This is a genomic window from Streptomyces sp. NPDC012474 (genome assembly GCF_042955185.1).
GTDB classification, from domain to species: Bacteria; Actinomycetota; Actinomycetes; order Streptomycetales; family Streptomycetaceae; genus Streptomyces; species Streptomyces cahuitamycinicus.
Map to the genome: position 1 here is coordinate 1036455 of NZ_JBIBEP010000001.1, position 13605 is coordinate 1050059.

The following is a 13605-nucleotide window of genomic DNA, read 5'->3' on the forward strand; positions in this document are numbered from 1 at the left end:
CCCCGCACACCATCCGCACCACAGGGGGAAACACACATGAGGCGCACAGGCCGTCATGTCACCATGCTCACGGAAGGCACCTACCCGCACGTCCACGGCGGCGTCAGCACCTGGTGCGACCAGCTCGTCAAGGGCATGCCCGAGGTCGACTTCCACATCGTCTCGCTCACCGGCAACGGCCGCGAACCCGTCACCTGGGAACTGCCGCCCAACGTCTACGAGCACACCCCGGTCCCGACCTGGGGCCCGCGCCCCGGCCGCACGAGACCCCCGTACGGCAGGGCCCGCCGCCGCTTCACCGAGAGCTACGAGCGGTTCCTGCTCTCCTTCCTGGACCCCGGCTCACACGCCGACTTCGGCGAGTCCCTGGAGGAGCTGGCCGTACTGGCCCGGGACGGACTGCTGCCGGCGGCGCTGCGCACCGAGTCGGCGCTGCGGTCCCTGATGTGGATCTGGACGATGCCGCATCTGCCGACGGCCGCCGCCCACCCCACCGTGCACGACGCGCTGACCGCGACCGACCTGCTGGAACACGCGCTGCGCCCGCTCGGCGTCCGCATCCCCGAGGACTCCGTCGCACACGCCGTCAGCAGCGGCCTCGCGACCCTCCCCGCGCTCGCCGCGCGCCACCTGGACGGCGTGCCGTTCCTGCTCACCGAGCACGGCATCTACCTGCGCGAGCGCTACCTCGGCTACCGCCAGGGCACCCAGCGCTGGCCCGTGAAGGCCTTCATGCTGGGCTTCTACCGCGAGCTGAACTCCTACGGCTACCGCGCCGCCGACCTGATCACCCCCTGCAACCAGTACAACCGCCGCTGGGAGGAGCGCGGCGGCGCCGACGCCGGCAAGATCCGCACGGTCTACAACGGCGTCGACCCGGCCGCGTTCCCGCACGCCGGCCCCGAGCCCGAGGTCCCCACCCTGTCCTGGTGCGGCCGGATCGACCCCATCAAGGACCTGGAGACCCTGATCCGCGCCTACGCCATGGTGCGCGCCGAGATCCCGGCGACCCGGCTGAGGCTCTTCGGCCCGGTCCCGCCCGGCGGCGAGGCCTACCGCACCCGCCTCGAGAAGCTCGCCGCCGAACTGGGCGTCACCGACGGCCTGACCTTCGAGGGCCGCATCACCGAGGTCTGGCGCGCCTACGCGGCCGGGCACCTCGTCATGCTGTCGTCGATCTCCGAAGGCTTCCCGTTCTCCATCATCGAGGCCATGTCCTGCGGCCGTACGACGGTGTCCACCGACGTCGGCGGGGTGCGCGAGGCCGTCGGCGACACGGGCCTGGTGGTGCCCCCGCGCGAGCCGGAGAAGATGGCCGCCGCCGCGCTCACCCTGCTGAAGGACGACCGACGGCGCCTGGGACTGGGTGAGTTGTCACGCCAGCGCGTCATCGACCGGTTCACGCTGCGCCGCTCGGTGGACGCCTTCCGCACCATCTACAAGGAACTCGCGGGCGAGGACGAGGTGTACGAGCCGACCCTGGAGACCGTCGCCGACTGGACCCTGGAACTGCGCGACCCCTGGTACGCGTCCGTCGCGACGGACGGGGCCGGCTGGTGAGCGGAATGGTCTGGCTCCCCCCGGGCTCCGGCCCCGACACCCTCCCGGCCATCCCCCGGCAGCGCACCCCCAGCTGGGCCCGGCCCGACCCGGTCGACGAACTCGCCGGCCGGTTGGAGGAGTTCATAGCCGCGGCCGTCCATCCGGACGAGATAGCCGCCCTGCTGGAGTCCGACGGCCTCTCCGACGACCAGATACGCGAGCGGTACGGCGTGAAGAACTCCTTCGCGCTCGCCGAGACCCTCTACGAACGCGTCGAACGCCGCTACCCCGAGCCTGACGGCCCCGCCCCCGACCCCTGGCAGACCGGCCTCCTCGGCTGCCTGCTGCGCGGCGTCGTCTTCGCCCTGCCCGGACTCGCCTACGTCCTCGGCGCGCCCCTGTTCACCGGCCCGGGCGACCACGGGCTCCCCGCGGGCACGGTCCCGTTGCTGGCGGGTGCCCTGTGCGGCTGGACCTGGAACCAGGGCCTCGCCCACCGGGCGTACGCGTGGCTGGGGCTCGGCGACCGCCCGGCGGCCCGGCGCGCCCTGCTGCTCGGGGCCCCGGCGGGCGCGCTGCTCGGCTCTCTGGTCGCCGTGTCGTTCGCGGGCGGCGCCGCCCCCGCGGTGGTCGCCTTCGCCGCCGGGCAGTCCTGCTACCTGGCCGCGGCGACCGTCCTGCTGGTGATGGGCAGGGAGCGGCTCCTGCTGCTCGCACTCGCACCGATGGCGACGGGCGCGGTCCTGTCACTCGCCGGCCCGCTGCCCGAGACCGCGGGCCCGGCCCTGCTGCTGGGCTCGCTGGCGGCGGTCGCCTTGCTCGCGCTGCGTGAGGTGGCACCCGCCCTCAAGGACGAGCACGGCTGGACGGCGGGCCTCGTCGCCCTGCTCCCGTTCGGCGGGTTCGGCACCCTCCCCGCACACCGCCGCCCCGCCGGACCACGGCTCACGGGCTCCCTGCCGTATGCCCTGTTCGGGCTCGCCACCGGTGTGCTCGTGCTGCACGCGGCGCTCGGCGACGTCCTCGCCGGCGAGTCGGCAGGCGTGGTCGCCGCGCCCGCCGCCGTGGCACTCACCCTCAGCATGGGGCCCGCCGAGTGGCTGCTGTACCGCTTCCGCAGCGGCAGCCTCGCCGGTCTGCGCTCCAGCAGCACCGCCCGGGACTTCCGGCGGACCACGGTCCTGACGGTCGTGCGGTGCCTGGCCGCCTACCTCGCGGTCCTGCTCGCGCTGAGCCTCGCCGCCTCAGCCATGTGGCCGCACGCCCCGGTACCGGGCGGTGTCCGGGCGGCCGGGCTGCTCCTGCTGGGCGTGGTCCTGTGGACGGGCCTGCTGCTCCAGTCGTTCGGCGCGGTGACCGCAGCCACGGCGGTGTGCTGTGCCGCGGCCCTCGTCCAGACCTTGCTCCTCGTCACCCGCACCGGCGATCCGCACGTGGCGGGAGCGGTCGTGTACGGCACGGCGGCCGCCGTCCAAGCCGCCCTGGTGTGCCATCTGCTGGGAAGGGCAACCGCCCACCGATGAGTACTCTCCTGGTCCCGTACTACGAGCACCCGTCCGTCCGCCCCGCCGAATGGGAGGCGATCGTAGCGGCGGCGCCCCGCCTGTACGGGGTCGTCCTCAACCCGGCCAGTGGCCCCGGCGACCGCCCCGACGCGGCCTTCGCCGAGGTCGCCGCCCGGCTGCGGGCCGCGGGAGTCCGGGTCCTCGGGTACGCTGACACCGACTACGGCCGCCGCGCCGCCACCGACGTCGTCCGCGACCTCACCCGGCACCGCGACTGGTACGGCACCGACGGCGCCTTCCTCGACCAGGTCCCCGCCGGGCCCGAGCAGTTCGAGCACTACCAGAAGCTGGCGGTCGCGGCCTGGGGCGTCGGCTGCGCCACCCTCGTCCTCAACCACGGCACGGCACCGCACCCCTGCTACGCCCGCATCGCCGACGTCCTCGTCACCTTCGAGGGCACCTGGGCCTCCTACCAGGCCCTGCCTGACCAGCCCTGGCGGGGCGGCGGCGGGGTGCGGCTGTGCCACCTGGTGTACGGCGTACCGCCCGGCGCCGACCCCGAGGGCCTGGCCCGGGCGCGGGGCGCGGCGGTGCACTGCGCGGTGCCCGGTAACGGAGATCATCCTTGGGGCACACTCCCGTACACCCTGCAGAACCCGGAGAGCACCCCGTGAGACGCCCGTCCCTGCTCGTCGCCCTGCTGGTCCTCCTGCTCGCCGCCTGCACCCAGGAGCCCGACGACAAGCCCGGAGCCCGCTGGCAGCCCCGGCCCGGCACCGCCTGGCAGTGGCAGCTCAGCGGGCGTCTGGACACCTCCGTCGACGTACCGGTCTACGACATCGACGGCTTCGACCACTCCGGGGACACCGTCGCCCGGCTGCACCGCGAGGACCGCAAGGTCATCTGCTACCTGTCCACCGGCGCCTGGGAGGAGTTCCGCCCGGACGCGGAGAAGTTCCCGAAGCGGGTCCTCGGCCGGGGCAACGGCTGGGAGGGCGAGCGCTGGCTCGACATCCGCCGCACCGACGTCCTGGAGCCGCTCATGGCGGCCCGTATGGACATGTGCCGCGACAAGGGCTTCGACGCGGTGGAGCCCGACAACATGGACGGCTACCGCAATGACACGGGCTTCCCGCTGACCGCCGCCGACCAGCTGCGCTACAACCGCCTCATCGCCCGGCTGGCCCACGACCGGGGCCTGGCCGTCGGTCTGAAGAACGACCTGGACCAGATCCCGGACCTGGTCGGGGACTTCGACTTCGCGGTCAACGAGCAGTGCGCCCAGTACGGCGAGTGCGCGGCCCTCAAGCCGTTCGTCGAGGCGGGCAAGGCCGTCTTCCACGTCGAGTACGAGGTGCCCACCGGGCGCTTCTGCGCCGAGTCCCGCCGGCTGAAACTGAGTTCACTGCTCAAGAAGTACGAACTAGGGGCGTGGCGACAGGCGTGCTGAGCCCGATCCCGGTGACCGCCGTGCCCGCGAGGCGGTCGGCGAGGGACCGGCGGCCGGGGGAGAGGACCGGCAGCGCGTTCAGCAGGAACAGCACCACCGCGACCGCCCACACCAGCACCGACAGCACGACCCACCCCTCGACCAGCAGCACGCAGGCCACGGCGTACACGGCGACGTCCGCCGCGGTGGTGACCGCGGCCCGCCGCGCGGCCCGGACCCTGGGCGGCCGGCTCGGAGTGACCTTGAGCCCGGTCAGGGCCTTGCCGACCGTGCGCCCGGCCAGGGCCAGGCATGCCCACTGGTAGAGGAACACCGTCAGCACCAGCAGCCCGAAGGCCTGCTCGACGTACAGCACCGACTTGTTCCACAGCGTCAGGCCCAGGTCCTGGGAGGCGTCGAGCACGTCACCGCGCGAGGTCAGCAGGTCGAAACCGCCGCGGGTGGCCAGCTCGGGCACGTCGGTGACGAGCGCGGAGACCCGGTGGAAGGTGAGCACGGCGAGCGCCGAGGCCAGCGCCACCACCAGTGCGAAATCGACGAGCCAGGCCATGGCACGGCGCAGCTTCGGCATGAACGTCCCCCGATCACTTGTGTGTCGGGCAGGAAGCTAGCGGCTGAGCGGGCCGTGCGGGCGAGGGACGCGGAGATCGTTTCAGCCCAGTGACAGAACGATCAGCGCCGTGGTCGCCGCCGTCTCCGCCAGACCGCCGAAGACATCCCCCGTGACCCCGCCGAAGCGGCGCGTGCAGTGGCGCAGCAGCGCCTCGGCGGCGGCCACGGACAGGACGACCGCGAGCACGCTCCGGACCATGTCGTACGGCCCGAGGAGGGCACCGGCCGCCGCGGCGGCTCCCGCGACGGCCAGAGCGGCGACCAGGGCCCCCCGCAGCGGCACCACACCCGCGACGGCCGCCCCCAGCCCCTCCGGCCGCGCCGCAGGCACTCCGGCCCGGGCCGCCAGGGTCAGGGCCAGCCGGGCGAGGGTCGCGGAGACGACGGCGGCGCACGCGCCCCGGGCCCAGGAGGCGTCGTACGCCTGGGCGAGCGCTGCGATCTGCGCGAGCAGGGTGAGGACGAGGGTGATCACCCCGAACGGCCCGATGTCCGACTGCTTCATGATCCGCAGCGCGTCCTCGGCGGGCCTGCCGCTGCCCAGCCCGTCGGCGGTGTCCGCGAGCCCGTCGAGATGCAGCCCCCGGGTGAGGGCGGCCGGGACGGCGACGGTCGCCACGGCCGCGAGCGGCGCGCCCGCGCCGAGGAACAGCAGGACCAGCCCGAGCCCGGCGGCAGCGGCTCCGACCGCCAGCCCGGCCAGCGGAGCGCACAGCATGCCGCCGCGCGCGGCCTCCCGGTCCCATCGGGTCACCCGGACGGGGATCACGGTGAGGGTGCCGAAGGCGAAGCGGAGGCCGTCGAAGGGTGGGGTTCTGGGCACCGGCGCAGGCTATCGGCCGGTCAGGAGGGCGGGAACGGCAGCCGAGGATAAAGTTCCCATATGGGATGGTTCGAGCGGAACATCATGGAACCCGGCAAGCTGCCGTTGCTTCTCGCTCTCGTCTCCTTCGTCCTGACCTTCCTGATCACCCGGGGCATCACCCGTCTCATCCGCGCGGGCAAGGGCCCCTTCCGCAACATCAGCGGCAGCGGCGGTGTCCACGTCCACCACGTGGTCCCCGGCGTCATCCTGACGATCATCGGCGGCTTCGGCGCGGTCGCCGGCGGCCAGTACGGTTTCGGCTCGGCGCTGGCCGCCGTGATCTTCGGCATCGGCGCGGGCCTCGTCATGGACGAGTTCGCCCTCGTCCTGCACCTCGCCGACGTCTACTGGACCCCGGACGGCCGCAAGAGCGTGGAGATGGTCGTCCTCACCGCCTCCCTCGTCGGCCTGCTCCTGATCGGTTTCTCCCCGCTGGGCGTCAACGACCTCAACGAGGACCAGCAGCAGAACCGGGCCGTCGTCCTCGCGAACGTCCTCGTGAACTTCGCGTTCGCCCTCATCGCCCTGTTCAAGGGCAAGCTCCGCATCGCCGTCCTGGGCCTGATCGTCCCCCTCGTCGCCCTGATCGGCGCCGTACGGCTGGCTCGCCCCACCTCTCCGTGGGCCAAGCGGTTCTACCGGAACCGGCCCCGCGCCCGCGCCAAGTCCGGTCTGCGGGCCTACCACCACGACCGCCGCTGGCTGGGCCCCCGGCGCGCCTTTCAGGACTGGATCGGCGGTACCCCCGACCCCGAGCCGACCCGGTCCCTGGAGCGCCGCTGACGCAGCTCGCCGGCCCCGCACAGCACCAGCACCGCCATGATCGCGGCGAGGTGTTCCTTGCCCGCGAGGTTCTCCTTCAGCACCACCTCGACCACCATCGCCGCGATCACCACCGAGGCCGTGACGTACGCGCGGTAGCGCCAGCCCAGGACGACGGCCAGGCCCACCACCGCCGCCGACGGCCCGGTGTCCACGACCCAGGCGTCCGAGGCGGGCAGGCCGAGCGGCGAGTGCGGGCCCAGCCGGATGCTCAGGCGTGCGTACAGCGTGCCCGCGAGCGTCGCCACATAGGCGACGGCCAGCGTCCGCCACCGGCCCAGGCACAGCTCGGCGATGCCGAACACCAGCAGGATCTGCACCAGCGCGCCCCACACCGGCAGGTCCAGGGCGGGCACGAACAGCGACAGCGGTGTCCGCAGCAGCGCCGGCCACAACGGGTCCACGGCCCGCACTCCGCCGACGTCCTGCACGAACCGGTAGCCCCACGCCTGGCTGTGCACGAGGTGCAGCACGGCCGTGAGGCACACGGCCGCGCCCGCCAGCGGCACGGCCCGCCACCGCCGCTCGGCCAGCGGCCCGCGCACCGCGGCGTACAGCCGCCCCCATTCGGCGCGGGCCCAGCGGGCGAGCGTGGTCATCCGGCGGTCGTCCTCGTCCGTGCGCGGCGATGTCTGAGGGTGTCTGCGACTCAGTCAAACCGACACCACGTTCCAAGACCGACCGGAACGGGACGAAGTTGAGCCAGGCGTGAGTGACCTGGATCTCGGGGGTGCTACCGCTCGGCGGAGGTCTCGGAGGTCTCGGAGGTCTCGGAGGTCTCGGAGGTCTCGGAGGTCTCGGAGGTCTCGGAGGTCTCCGGCTGGGCCGGCTCCTCCGGCGCCTCCCGCTCAGCCGGTTCTTCGGACTCCTTCGGCTTCTCGGGCAGTTCCGCCGCCAGCGCGGCCGAGGCCTGCACCAGCGGCAGCGCCAGCAGACCGCCCGTGCCCTCCCCGACGGTCACCCCGTGGGCCAGCAGCGGCTCCAGGGCCATCCGGTCCAGCGCCTTCGCCTGCCCGGGCTCCCCGCTGTCGTGCGCGGCCAGCCACCAGTCCGGCGCCCGGAACGCGATCCGCTGCCCGACCAGCGCGCACGCGGCCGTCACGACCCCGTCGAGCACCACCGGCAGCTTGCGCACCGCGCACTGGAGCAGGAAGCCCGTCATCGCGGCGAGGTCGGCACCGCCCACCGCCGCCAGCAGCTGCAACTGGTCCCCGAGCACCGGCCGGGCCCGGCGCAGCGCGTCGCGGATCGCCGCGCACTTGCGCATCCACGCCAGGTCGTCGATCGCCAGTCCGCCGCGCCCGGTGACGACCGAAGCGTCGACCCCGCACAACGCCGCGACCAGCACGCTCGCCGCCGTGGTCCCGCCGACGCTCACATCGCCGAGCACCACCAGGTCCGTGCCCGAGTCGGCCTCCTCGTCGGCCACCGCGATCCCCGCCCGGAACGCCGCCTCGGCTTCCTCCGGGGTCAGCGCGTCCTCGACGTCGATCCGCCCACTGCCGCGCCGTACCCGATGGCGTACGACGTCCTCGGGCAGCGTCTCGGGGTCGCAGTCCAGGGCCATGTCGACGATCCGTACCGGCACACCCAGCCGCCGGGCCAGCATCGACACGGGCCGGCCGCCCTCCAGCACCTCGCGCACCGACTCCGCGGCGCTGCCCGCCGGCCGGGCCGAGACGCCCAGCCCGGCGATGCCGTGGTCACCGGCGAAGAGCACCACCCGAGGGCGTTCGACCGGCCGCACCGGCACCGCCGACTGCGCCGCCGCCAGCCACTCACCCAGTTCGTCGAGGCGGCCCAGCGACCCGGGCGGCACGACCTGGCGCTCCCGGCGCGCCTCGGCGTCACGGCGGATCCCGCCGTCCGGACGCTCGATCAGATCGGTGAAGTCGTCGAGATTAAGCGAGCTCATTCGCCGAACAGTACCGGCCCCGGTCGAACGGCACGGCGCCACATCACCACTCCGTCACGGCCACGTCGTTGCACCCGAGATCGGCATCCCATACGTTCCGTTTTGCAGCGGATTGTCGTACGTGTTACGTGCGACGTCCCCGCCGTACGTCCTTGCCGTACGCCGACGCGCCCGGGAGCCGCCCATGACCACACATCCCGCCTCCTCAGCACCCCCGGCCCAGACGACCGCACGGGTCCACGAACCGCGCCGGGAGGACTGTCCCTGGTGCGGCTCCGAACGGCTGCGGAACCGGCTGCGCACCGGCGACCTGCGGCAGTACAAGCCGGGCGGCTTCACCGTCGACGCCTGCCGGGACTGCGGCCACACCTTCCAGAACCCCCGCCTCACCCTGGAGGGCCTGGCCCTCTACCACCGGACCGCGCGCGGGGCGCCCAGGGACCCGGCGAGCGACGGCCTCCTCGCCCTGCGCGGCAGCCCGCGCCGCCACCGCTCGGCCGCCCGCGCCATGTTGCGCTGCGGCGAACCGGAGAGCTGGCTCGACGTCGGGACGGGCCACGCCCGCTTCCCCGCCACGGCCCGGCAGTTCTTCCCGTACACCGCCTTCGACGGCCTGGACCCCACCCCGCGCGTGGTCCGCGCCCGCACGGCCGAGCGCGTCGAGGAAGCCCACGTCGGCCGCCTGACGGACCCCCGGATCACCGGCCCCCTGCGCGCCCGCTACGACGTGGTCAGCATGCTCCACCACCTGGAGGGCACGCCGGACCCCCGAGCGGAACTCCGGGCCGCTCTTTCCGTCCTGCGGCCGGGCGGCCACCTGCTCATCGAGACCCTCAGCCCGCGCAGCGTCTTCGCGGCACTTCTGGGCCGCTGGTGGCTCCCCTACGACCAGCCGCGCCACCTGCATCTCCTGCCCCCGCAGAACGTCCGCGCGGAACTGGAGTCGGCCGGCTGCGCGATCCTGACGCTCGACCACCGCCCGGTCCACGTCCCCCACGACCTGGCCGGCGCCGCCTCCCTGGCCCTCTCGCACGCCCTGCCGGCGCCGGACACCCCCTGGCGGGCCATCCCCCCGCCCGCCGGCCGGCGCCACACCCGCACGGCCCTGCTCCGCGCCGGAATGCCCTTGGTGGCCCTGGCCGCGCTGGCCGACCAGCTCATCGCCCCGGTCGCCCGCCGCACGCGCTTCGCCAACACGTACCGGGTGATCGCCCGCAAAGCCCCGTAGCCCGGGGGGAGGCCTCAACCAGGGGAAGGCCTGTAGCCCGGATAAGCCCTGTAGCCCGGGGGGAGGCCTCAACCAGGGGAAGGCCTGTAGCCCGGATAAGCCCTGTAGCCCGGGGGGAGCCCTGTTACCCGGACAAGCCCTGTGGCCCGGGGGCCTGTAACCCGGGGCCCGTAACCCGGGGGAGCCCTGTAACCGGGACAAGCCCTGTAGCCCGGGAGAAGGCCCTGCAGCCCGGGGCAAGGCTCCGTGGCCCGGGCGGAGGGGGCCGCGGGGCCCCCGTCAGCCCCGCAGCACCACGGCCTGCCCCGAGACCACCAGCAGCACGTGCTCGCACTCGTCCGCGAACCCCGCGTTCAGCCGCCCGAGTTCGTCCCGGTAGCGCCGCCCCGACGCCGTCGACGGCACGATCCCCGACCCCACCTCGTTCGACACGGCGACCACGGTGCGCCGGGTGACCCGCACCGCTTCCGTGAGCTCCCGCACCCGCTCCCGGAGCACCTTCTCCCCCCGCTCCGCCCACACCGCGTCGTCCCACGCCCCGGCGGCGTCCATCGCGTCGGTCAGCCACAGCGACAGACAGTCGATGAGCAGGGGCGGCCCCTCCGTCTCCAGCAACGGCACCAGGTCGCAGGTCTCGACCGTCTGCCACGACCCCGGCCGCCGTTCCCGGTGGGCCGAGACCCGCGAGGACCACTCCGTGTCCCCGTTGCGCGACCCGCCCGTGGCCACGTACAGCACGTCCGGAAAGGCCTCCAGCCTCCGCTCGGCCTCCACCGACTTGCCCGACCGCGCCCCGCCCAGCACCAGCGTCCGCCGCGGCACGTCCGGCACCTCCTCGTACGCCCCGACCACCAGCGTCACCCCGTCGGGCACGGCCCGGGCACCGGCCGCCGCGAGCCGCCGCCCGAGCTCCGGGCCGGGCGGCACGTCGTGGTCCAGGTGGACCGCGACCACGTCCGTCGTCGGCCCGACCGCCCCCACCGCCCGCAGCTTCGCCAGCGCGTCCGGCCGCCCCACGACGTCCGCCAGGACCATGTCGTACGACTCGGCCGGCGCCTCCAGGCCCGCCGGCGCCCCGCCGGGCGGCAGATACAGCAGCCGCTGCCCCTCCGGCCCGGTCACCGCGTAGCCCGTGCCCGGCGCGTCCAGTGCCACCGCCCGCACCCGGTGCCCCGTCAGCAGCGTCAACTCCCGCCCGTCCGGCACCCGTCCGGGCTGCGGCAGCCCCGCAGGCACCTCGACCGCGGGCCCGTCGTGCGGATGCGACAGCAGCACCTGCCGGACGCCGGTCAGGGAACGGCCCGCCCGAGCCGCCGCGAACGCCGCGCCCGGCGTCAGGTCGAGCAGCAGCGCCCCGTCCAGGAGCAGCGCGGTCGCCGCCCGCGCGTCGGGACCCAGAGCGGCCGCACAGGCCGCGCAGGGACAGTCGGGGCGGGGGAGGCCCGCGGGGGCGCCGGTGCCGAGCAGAGTGAGTTCCACGTCCCGATTCTCACCCGTGGCAATGCGTCACGCGTGACGGAGGCGCCCCATAGGGGCGCGGGCCGTATCGATGTGCGGCTCCGCCCCGCGGGCGCGAGCAACCCCCGTCGACCCGTACCCAACCGATGACCCGCACCCCCGCAAGCCCTATGACGCCCCACCCAGCGGAGCGCATAGGCTCTGGACGGGAGCCGGACCAAGATCCGGCTTTTCGCTGTGCAGTGTGCTCACACACATGGGAGGCGTACATGGCGGCATGGACGTGGCGGTTCGAGAAGACCGACGGGACGGAGGTCCAGCCCGCGGTGCCGCCGGAGGAGTTCCCCACTCAGGGGGACGCCGAGTCCTGGATCGGGGAGCACTGGAAGGCCCTGCAGGAGGGCGGTGCCGATCAGGTGCGGCTGTTCGAGGACGCCACGGAGATCTACGGGCCGATGAGTCTGCACGCGGCCGAGGCGTGAGCCCGGCGGGGGCGTGACCCGGGTGGGGGCGAGGGCCGACGGCCCCCGCCCCTCCTCCGGATGTCAGCCGCGCACGCCGCACAGATGCAGCAGCGCCGCCACCCCGCGGTACGGATCGGTCCGCCCGGCCTTCTCCTCCACCGCGAGCAGCGTCTCCACGTCGGCCGGAACCTCCGCGCCGTCCGCCGCCGTGTCGGTGAACACCCGCACCCCGTACCAGGCGTGCAGCGGCGCCCCGATCCCCGCGAGCGTCGACGTCAGGTCCTTCAGCCGGTCGGCCCGCACGTCCAGGCCCAGGCGGTTGCGGTAGGCGGTCGTGTCGAAGGCCGCCAGGGCGCCGGACCAGTCACCGGACAGGCCCGGCCGGATCGCGAGCGCGTCCCCGTTGCGCACGAGCAGCGACAGCAGCCCGCCGTGCGCCAGCATCCGGGCGAGGCCCGCCAGCAGCGGGTCGGGCTCCTCGACGTACATCAGGACGCCGTGGCACAGCACCACGTCGAAACTGCCCGGCAGGAAGTGCACACCGGTGTCCCGGCCGTCGCCCTCGATGATCCGCATCCGCTCCCGGATGCCCTCCGGTTCCCCGGCGAGGGACTCCCGGGCCGCGGCGACCATCGTCGCGTCCTGCTCCAGACCGGTCACCTGGTGCCCGGCCCGGGCCAGCCGCAGCGCCTGCGTGCCCTGGCCCATCCCCACGTCGAGCACCCGCAGGCGCTTGCCGACCGGGAACCGGCCGACTATCTGCTCGTCCAGCTGGCGCGCCACCAGCTCCTGCCGGACGACATCGCGCAGCCCGGCCAGCCTGTCCAGCCAGGCATCCGCCGCGCCCTTGGAGAACGGCGTCGTGGTCAGGGCCGCTCTCCGCGCTTGACCTGCGGCTTCGGCAGCCGGAGCCGGCGCATCTGGAGCGAGCGCATCAGGGCGTAGGCGACGGCGCCACGCTTGTTCTCACCCGCGAAACGCTCGGCCAGCTGCTTCTTCAGACGGAAGCCCGTGACGAACGAGTCGAGCACGATCAGCACGATCACCACGAGCCACAGCAGCAGCGCGACGTTCTGCAGCGCCGCCACCCGCACCATGCTCAGCACGAGGATGACCACGGCCATCGGCAGGAAGAACTCCGCGATGTTGAACCGCGAGTCGATGAAGTCACGCGCGAACCTGCGGACCGGCCCCTTGTCACGGGCGGGCAGGTAACGCTCGTCGCCGCTGGCCAGCGCCTGACGCTGGCGCTCCATCGCGGTACGGCGCTCCGCGCGCTGTCGCTTGGCGGCCTCCTTGCGCGTCGTCGACGTGTTGGCCACGCTGCGGCGCTGCGACTGGGCCGCACTGCGCTTGGGCGTGGGGCGGCCCTTGGGGGCCTCGGGGTGACGGGGCTGACTGGAGTCGGTCACCGGCGCCTTGTCGGCGTCCTGGGCCTTCTCATCCTTCGCACGGCTACGGAACACAAAACCCAAGGGTAAGGGCTTTTGGGCATGGACCCCAGCCTCGTGGGGAACGATCCGGCAACACCAGTCGTCAGTAAGGGGACAGAGGGGACGTTGCGTACGCCTCCGGATGTTTCCCGGGGTGTACGGCTCCGGTAACCCCGGGGACCACCTACTCCCTACGCCGGAGCGGGAGCGCACGCCATCGTCCTTGGGGATGAGCGCATCCGTCCCCGAACAGTGCGGTAATGGATGCAGGGCCCGTACTGTGGGTTCTGTCGCAGGAGCAGCTGCCGGAG

14 protein-coding genes are annotated in these 13605 nt (G+C 73.7%); 7 read left to right on the forward strand and 7 right to left on the reverse strand.

The window, feature by feature from the left end:
- The first annotated feature begins 36 nt into the window (after positions 1-36).
- Genes pelF through ACFY9S_RS04615 form a run of 4 tightly spaced genes read left to right on the forward strand, consistent with a single transcriptional unit; the run spans position 37 to position 4497 of the window.
- Positions 37-1560: a GT4 family glycosyltransferase PelF gene (gene pelF / locus ACFY9S_RS04600; protein WP_391122801.1), complete on the forward strand. Its 1524-nt coding sequence runs from the start codon at positions 37-39 to the stop codon at positions 1558-1560.
- Positions 1557-3065: a hypothetical protein gene (locus tag ACFY9S_RS04605; RefSeq protein WP_391122804.1), complete on the forward strand. Its 1509-nt coding sequence runs from the start codon at positions 1557-1559 to the stop codon at positions 3063-3065. The genes pelF and ACFY9S_RS04605 overlap by 4 nt, the downstream gene beginning before the upstream one ends.
- A complete protein-coding gene (locus ACFY9S_RS04610) occupies positions 3062-3721 on the forward strand; it encodes a spherulation-specific family 4 protein (protein ID WP_391122807.1) in 660 nt (219 codons plus the stop codon). The genes ACFY9S_RS04605 and ACFY9S_RS04610 overlap by 4 nt, the downstream gene beginning before the upstream one ends.
- Positions 3718-4497, forward strand: coding sequence for an endo alpha-1,4 polygalactosaminidase (locus tag ACFY9S_RS04615; protein WP_391122810.1), 780 nt, complete (start codon positions 3718-3720; stop codon positions 4495-4497). The genes ACFY9S_RS04610 and ACFY9S_RS04615 overlap by 4 nt, the downstream gene beginning before the upstream one ends.
- Here the strand turns inward: ACFY9S_RS04615 and ACFY9S_RS04620 are convergent.
- On the reverse strand, positions 4457-5068 hold the full coding sequence (locus ACFY9S_RS04620) for an RDD family protein (protein WP_391122812.1): 612 nt from the start codon (positions 5066-5068) through the stop codon (positions 4457-4459). The two genes, ACFY9S_RS04615 and ACFY9S_RS04620, sit on opposite strands and share 41 nt — an antisense overlap.
- A gap of 81 nt (positions 5069-5149) precedes the next feature.
- Positions 5150-5932 carry an adenosylcobinamide-GDP ribazoletransferase gene (locus ACFY9S_RS04625; protein ID WP_391122816.1) on the reverse strand — a complete coding sequence of 261 codons (783 nt, stop codon included), beginning with the start codon at positions 5930-5932 and terminating at the stop codon, positions 5150-5152.
- A 60-nt stretch (positions 5933-5992) separates the two neighbouring features.
- Here ACFY9S_RS04625 and ACFY9S_RS04630 point away from each other — a divergent pair, with 60 nt between their 5' ends.
- On the forward strand, positions 5993-6757 hold the full coding sequence (locus ACFY9S_RS04630; protein WP_391122819.1) for a hypothetical protein: 765 nt from the start codon (positions 5993-5995) through the stop codon (positions 6755-6757).
- Here the strand turns inward: ACFY9S_RS04630 and ACFY9S_RS04635 are convergent.
- Entirely contained in the window at positions 6697-7395 is a 699-nt protein-coding gene (locus tag ACFY9S_RS04635; RefSeq protein WP_391122822.1) for a hypothetical protein, read from the reverse strand. The genes ACFY9S_RS04630 and ACFY9S_RS04635 overlap by 61 nt on opposite strands.
- 134 nt (positions 7396-7529) lie before the next feature.
- Entirely contained in the window at positions 7530-8711 is a 1182-nt protein-coding gene (gene cobT / locus ACFY9S_RS04640) for a nicotinate-nucleotide--dimethylbenzimidazole phosphoribosyltransferase (RefSeq protein WP_391122825.1), read from the reverse strand.
- Between the two features lie 184 nt (positions 8712-8895).
- Here cobT and ACFY9S_RS04645 point away from each other — a divergent pair, with 184 nt between their 5' ends.
- Positions 8896-9939, forward strand: a complete 1044-nt coding sequence (locus ACFY9S_RS04645) for a methyltransferase domain-containing protein (protein WP_391122828.1) — start codon at positions 8896-8898, stop codon at positions 9937-9939.
- 279 nt (positions 9940-10218) lie between these two features.
- Here ACFY9S_RS04645 and ACFY9S_RS04650 read toward each other — a convergent pair whose 3' ends face one another.
- Positions 10219-11418, reverse strand: a complete 1200-nt coding sequence (locus tag ACFY9S_RS04650; RefSeq protein ID WP_391122831.1) for a bifunctional adenosylcobinamide kinase/adenosylcobinamide-phosphate guanylyltransferase — start codon at positions 11416-11418, stop codon at positions 10219-10221.
- A gap of 248 nt (positions 11419-11666) precedes the next feature.
- On the opposite strand from ACFY9S_RS04650, the gene ACFY9S_RS04655 reads away from it, so the two are divergent.
- Positions 11667-11879 carry a hypothetical protein gene (locus ACFY9S_RS04655; RefSeq protein ID WP_062926420.1) on the forward strand — a complete coding sequence of 71 codons (213 nt, stop codon included), beginning with the start codon at positions 11667-11669 and terminating at the stop codon, positions 11877-11879.
- Between the two features lie 63 nt (positions 11880-11942).
- Here ACFY9S_RS04655 and ACFY9S_RS04660 read toward each other — a convergent pair whose 3' ends face one another.
- Entirely contained in the window at positions 11943-12644 is a 702-nt protein-coding gene (locus ACFY9S_RS04660; RefSeq protein ID WP_102913528.1) for a bifunctional 2-polyprenyl-6-hydroxyphenol methylase/3-demethylubiquinol 3-O-methyltransferase UbiG, read from the reverse strand.
- Between the two features lie 83 nt (positions 12645-12727).
- A complete protein-coding gene (locus ACFY9S_RS04665) occupies positions 12728-13327 on the reverse strand; it encodes a DUF3043 domain-containing protein (RefSeq protein WP_391122835.1) in 600 nt (199 codons plus the stop codon).
- Positions 13328-13605: the final 278 nt, after the last annotated feature.

Bases quoted from the DNA above. Each gene is read 5' to 3' on its own strand.
- pelF (WP_391122801.1), top strand. From the start codon at position 37: ATGAGGCGCACAGGCCGTCATGTCACCATGCTCACGGAAGGCACCTAC.
- ACFY9S_RS04610 (WP_391122807.1), top strand. From the start codon at position 3,062: ATGAGTACTCTCCTGGTCCCGTACTACGAGCACCCGTCCGTCCGCCCC.
- ACFY9S_RS04620 (WP_391122812.1), bottom strand. From the start codon at position 5,068: ATGCCGAAGCTGCGCCGTGCCATGGCCTGGCTCGTCGATTTCGCACTG.
- ACFY9S_RS04630 (WP_391122819.1), top strand. From the start codon at position 5,993: ATGGGATGGTTCGAGCGGAACATCATGGAACCCGGCAAGCTGCCGTTG.
- ACFY9S_RS04635 (WP_391122822.1), bottom strand. From the start codon at position 7,395: ATGACCACGCTCGCCCGCTGGGCCCGCGCCGAATGGGGGCGGCTGTAC.
- cobT (WP_391122825.1), bottom strand. From the start codon at position 8,711: ATGAGCTCGCTTAATCTCGACGACTTCACCGATCTGATCGAGCGTCCG.
- ACFY9S_RS04645 (WP_391122828.1), top strand. From the start codon at position 8,896: ATGACCACACATCCCGCCTCCTCAGCACCCCCGGCCCAGACGACCGCA.
- ACFY9S_RS04655 (WP_062926420.1), top strand. From the start codon at position 11,667: ATGGCGGCATGGACGTGGCGGTTCGAGAAGACCGACGGGACGGAGGTC.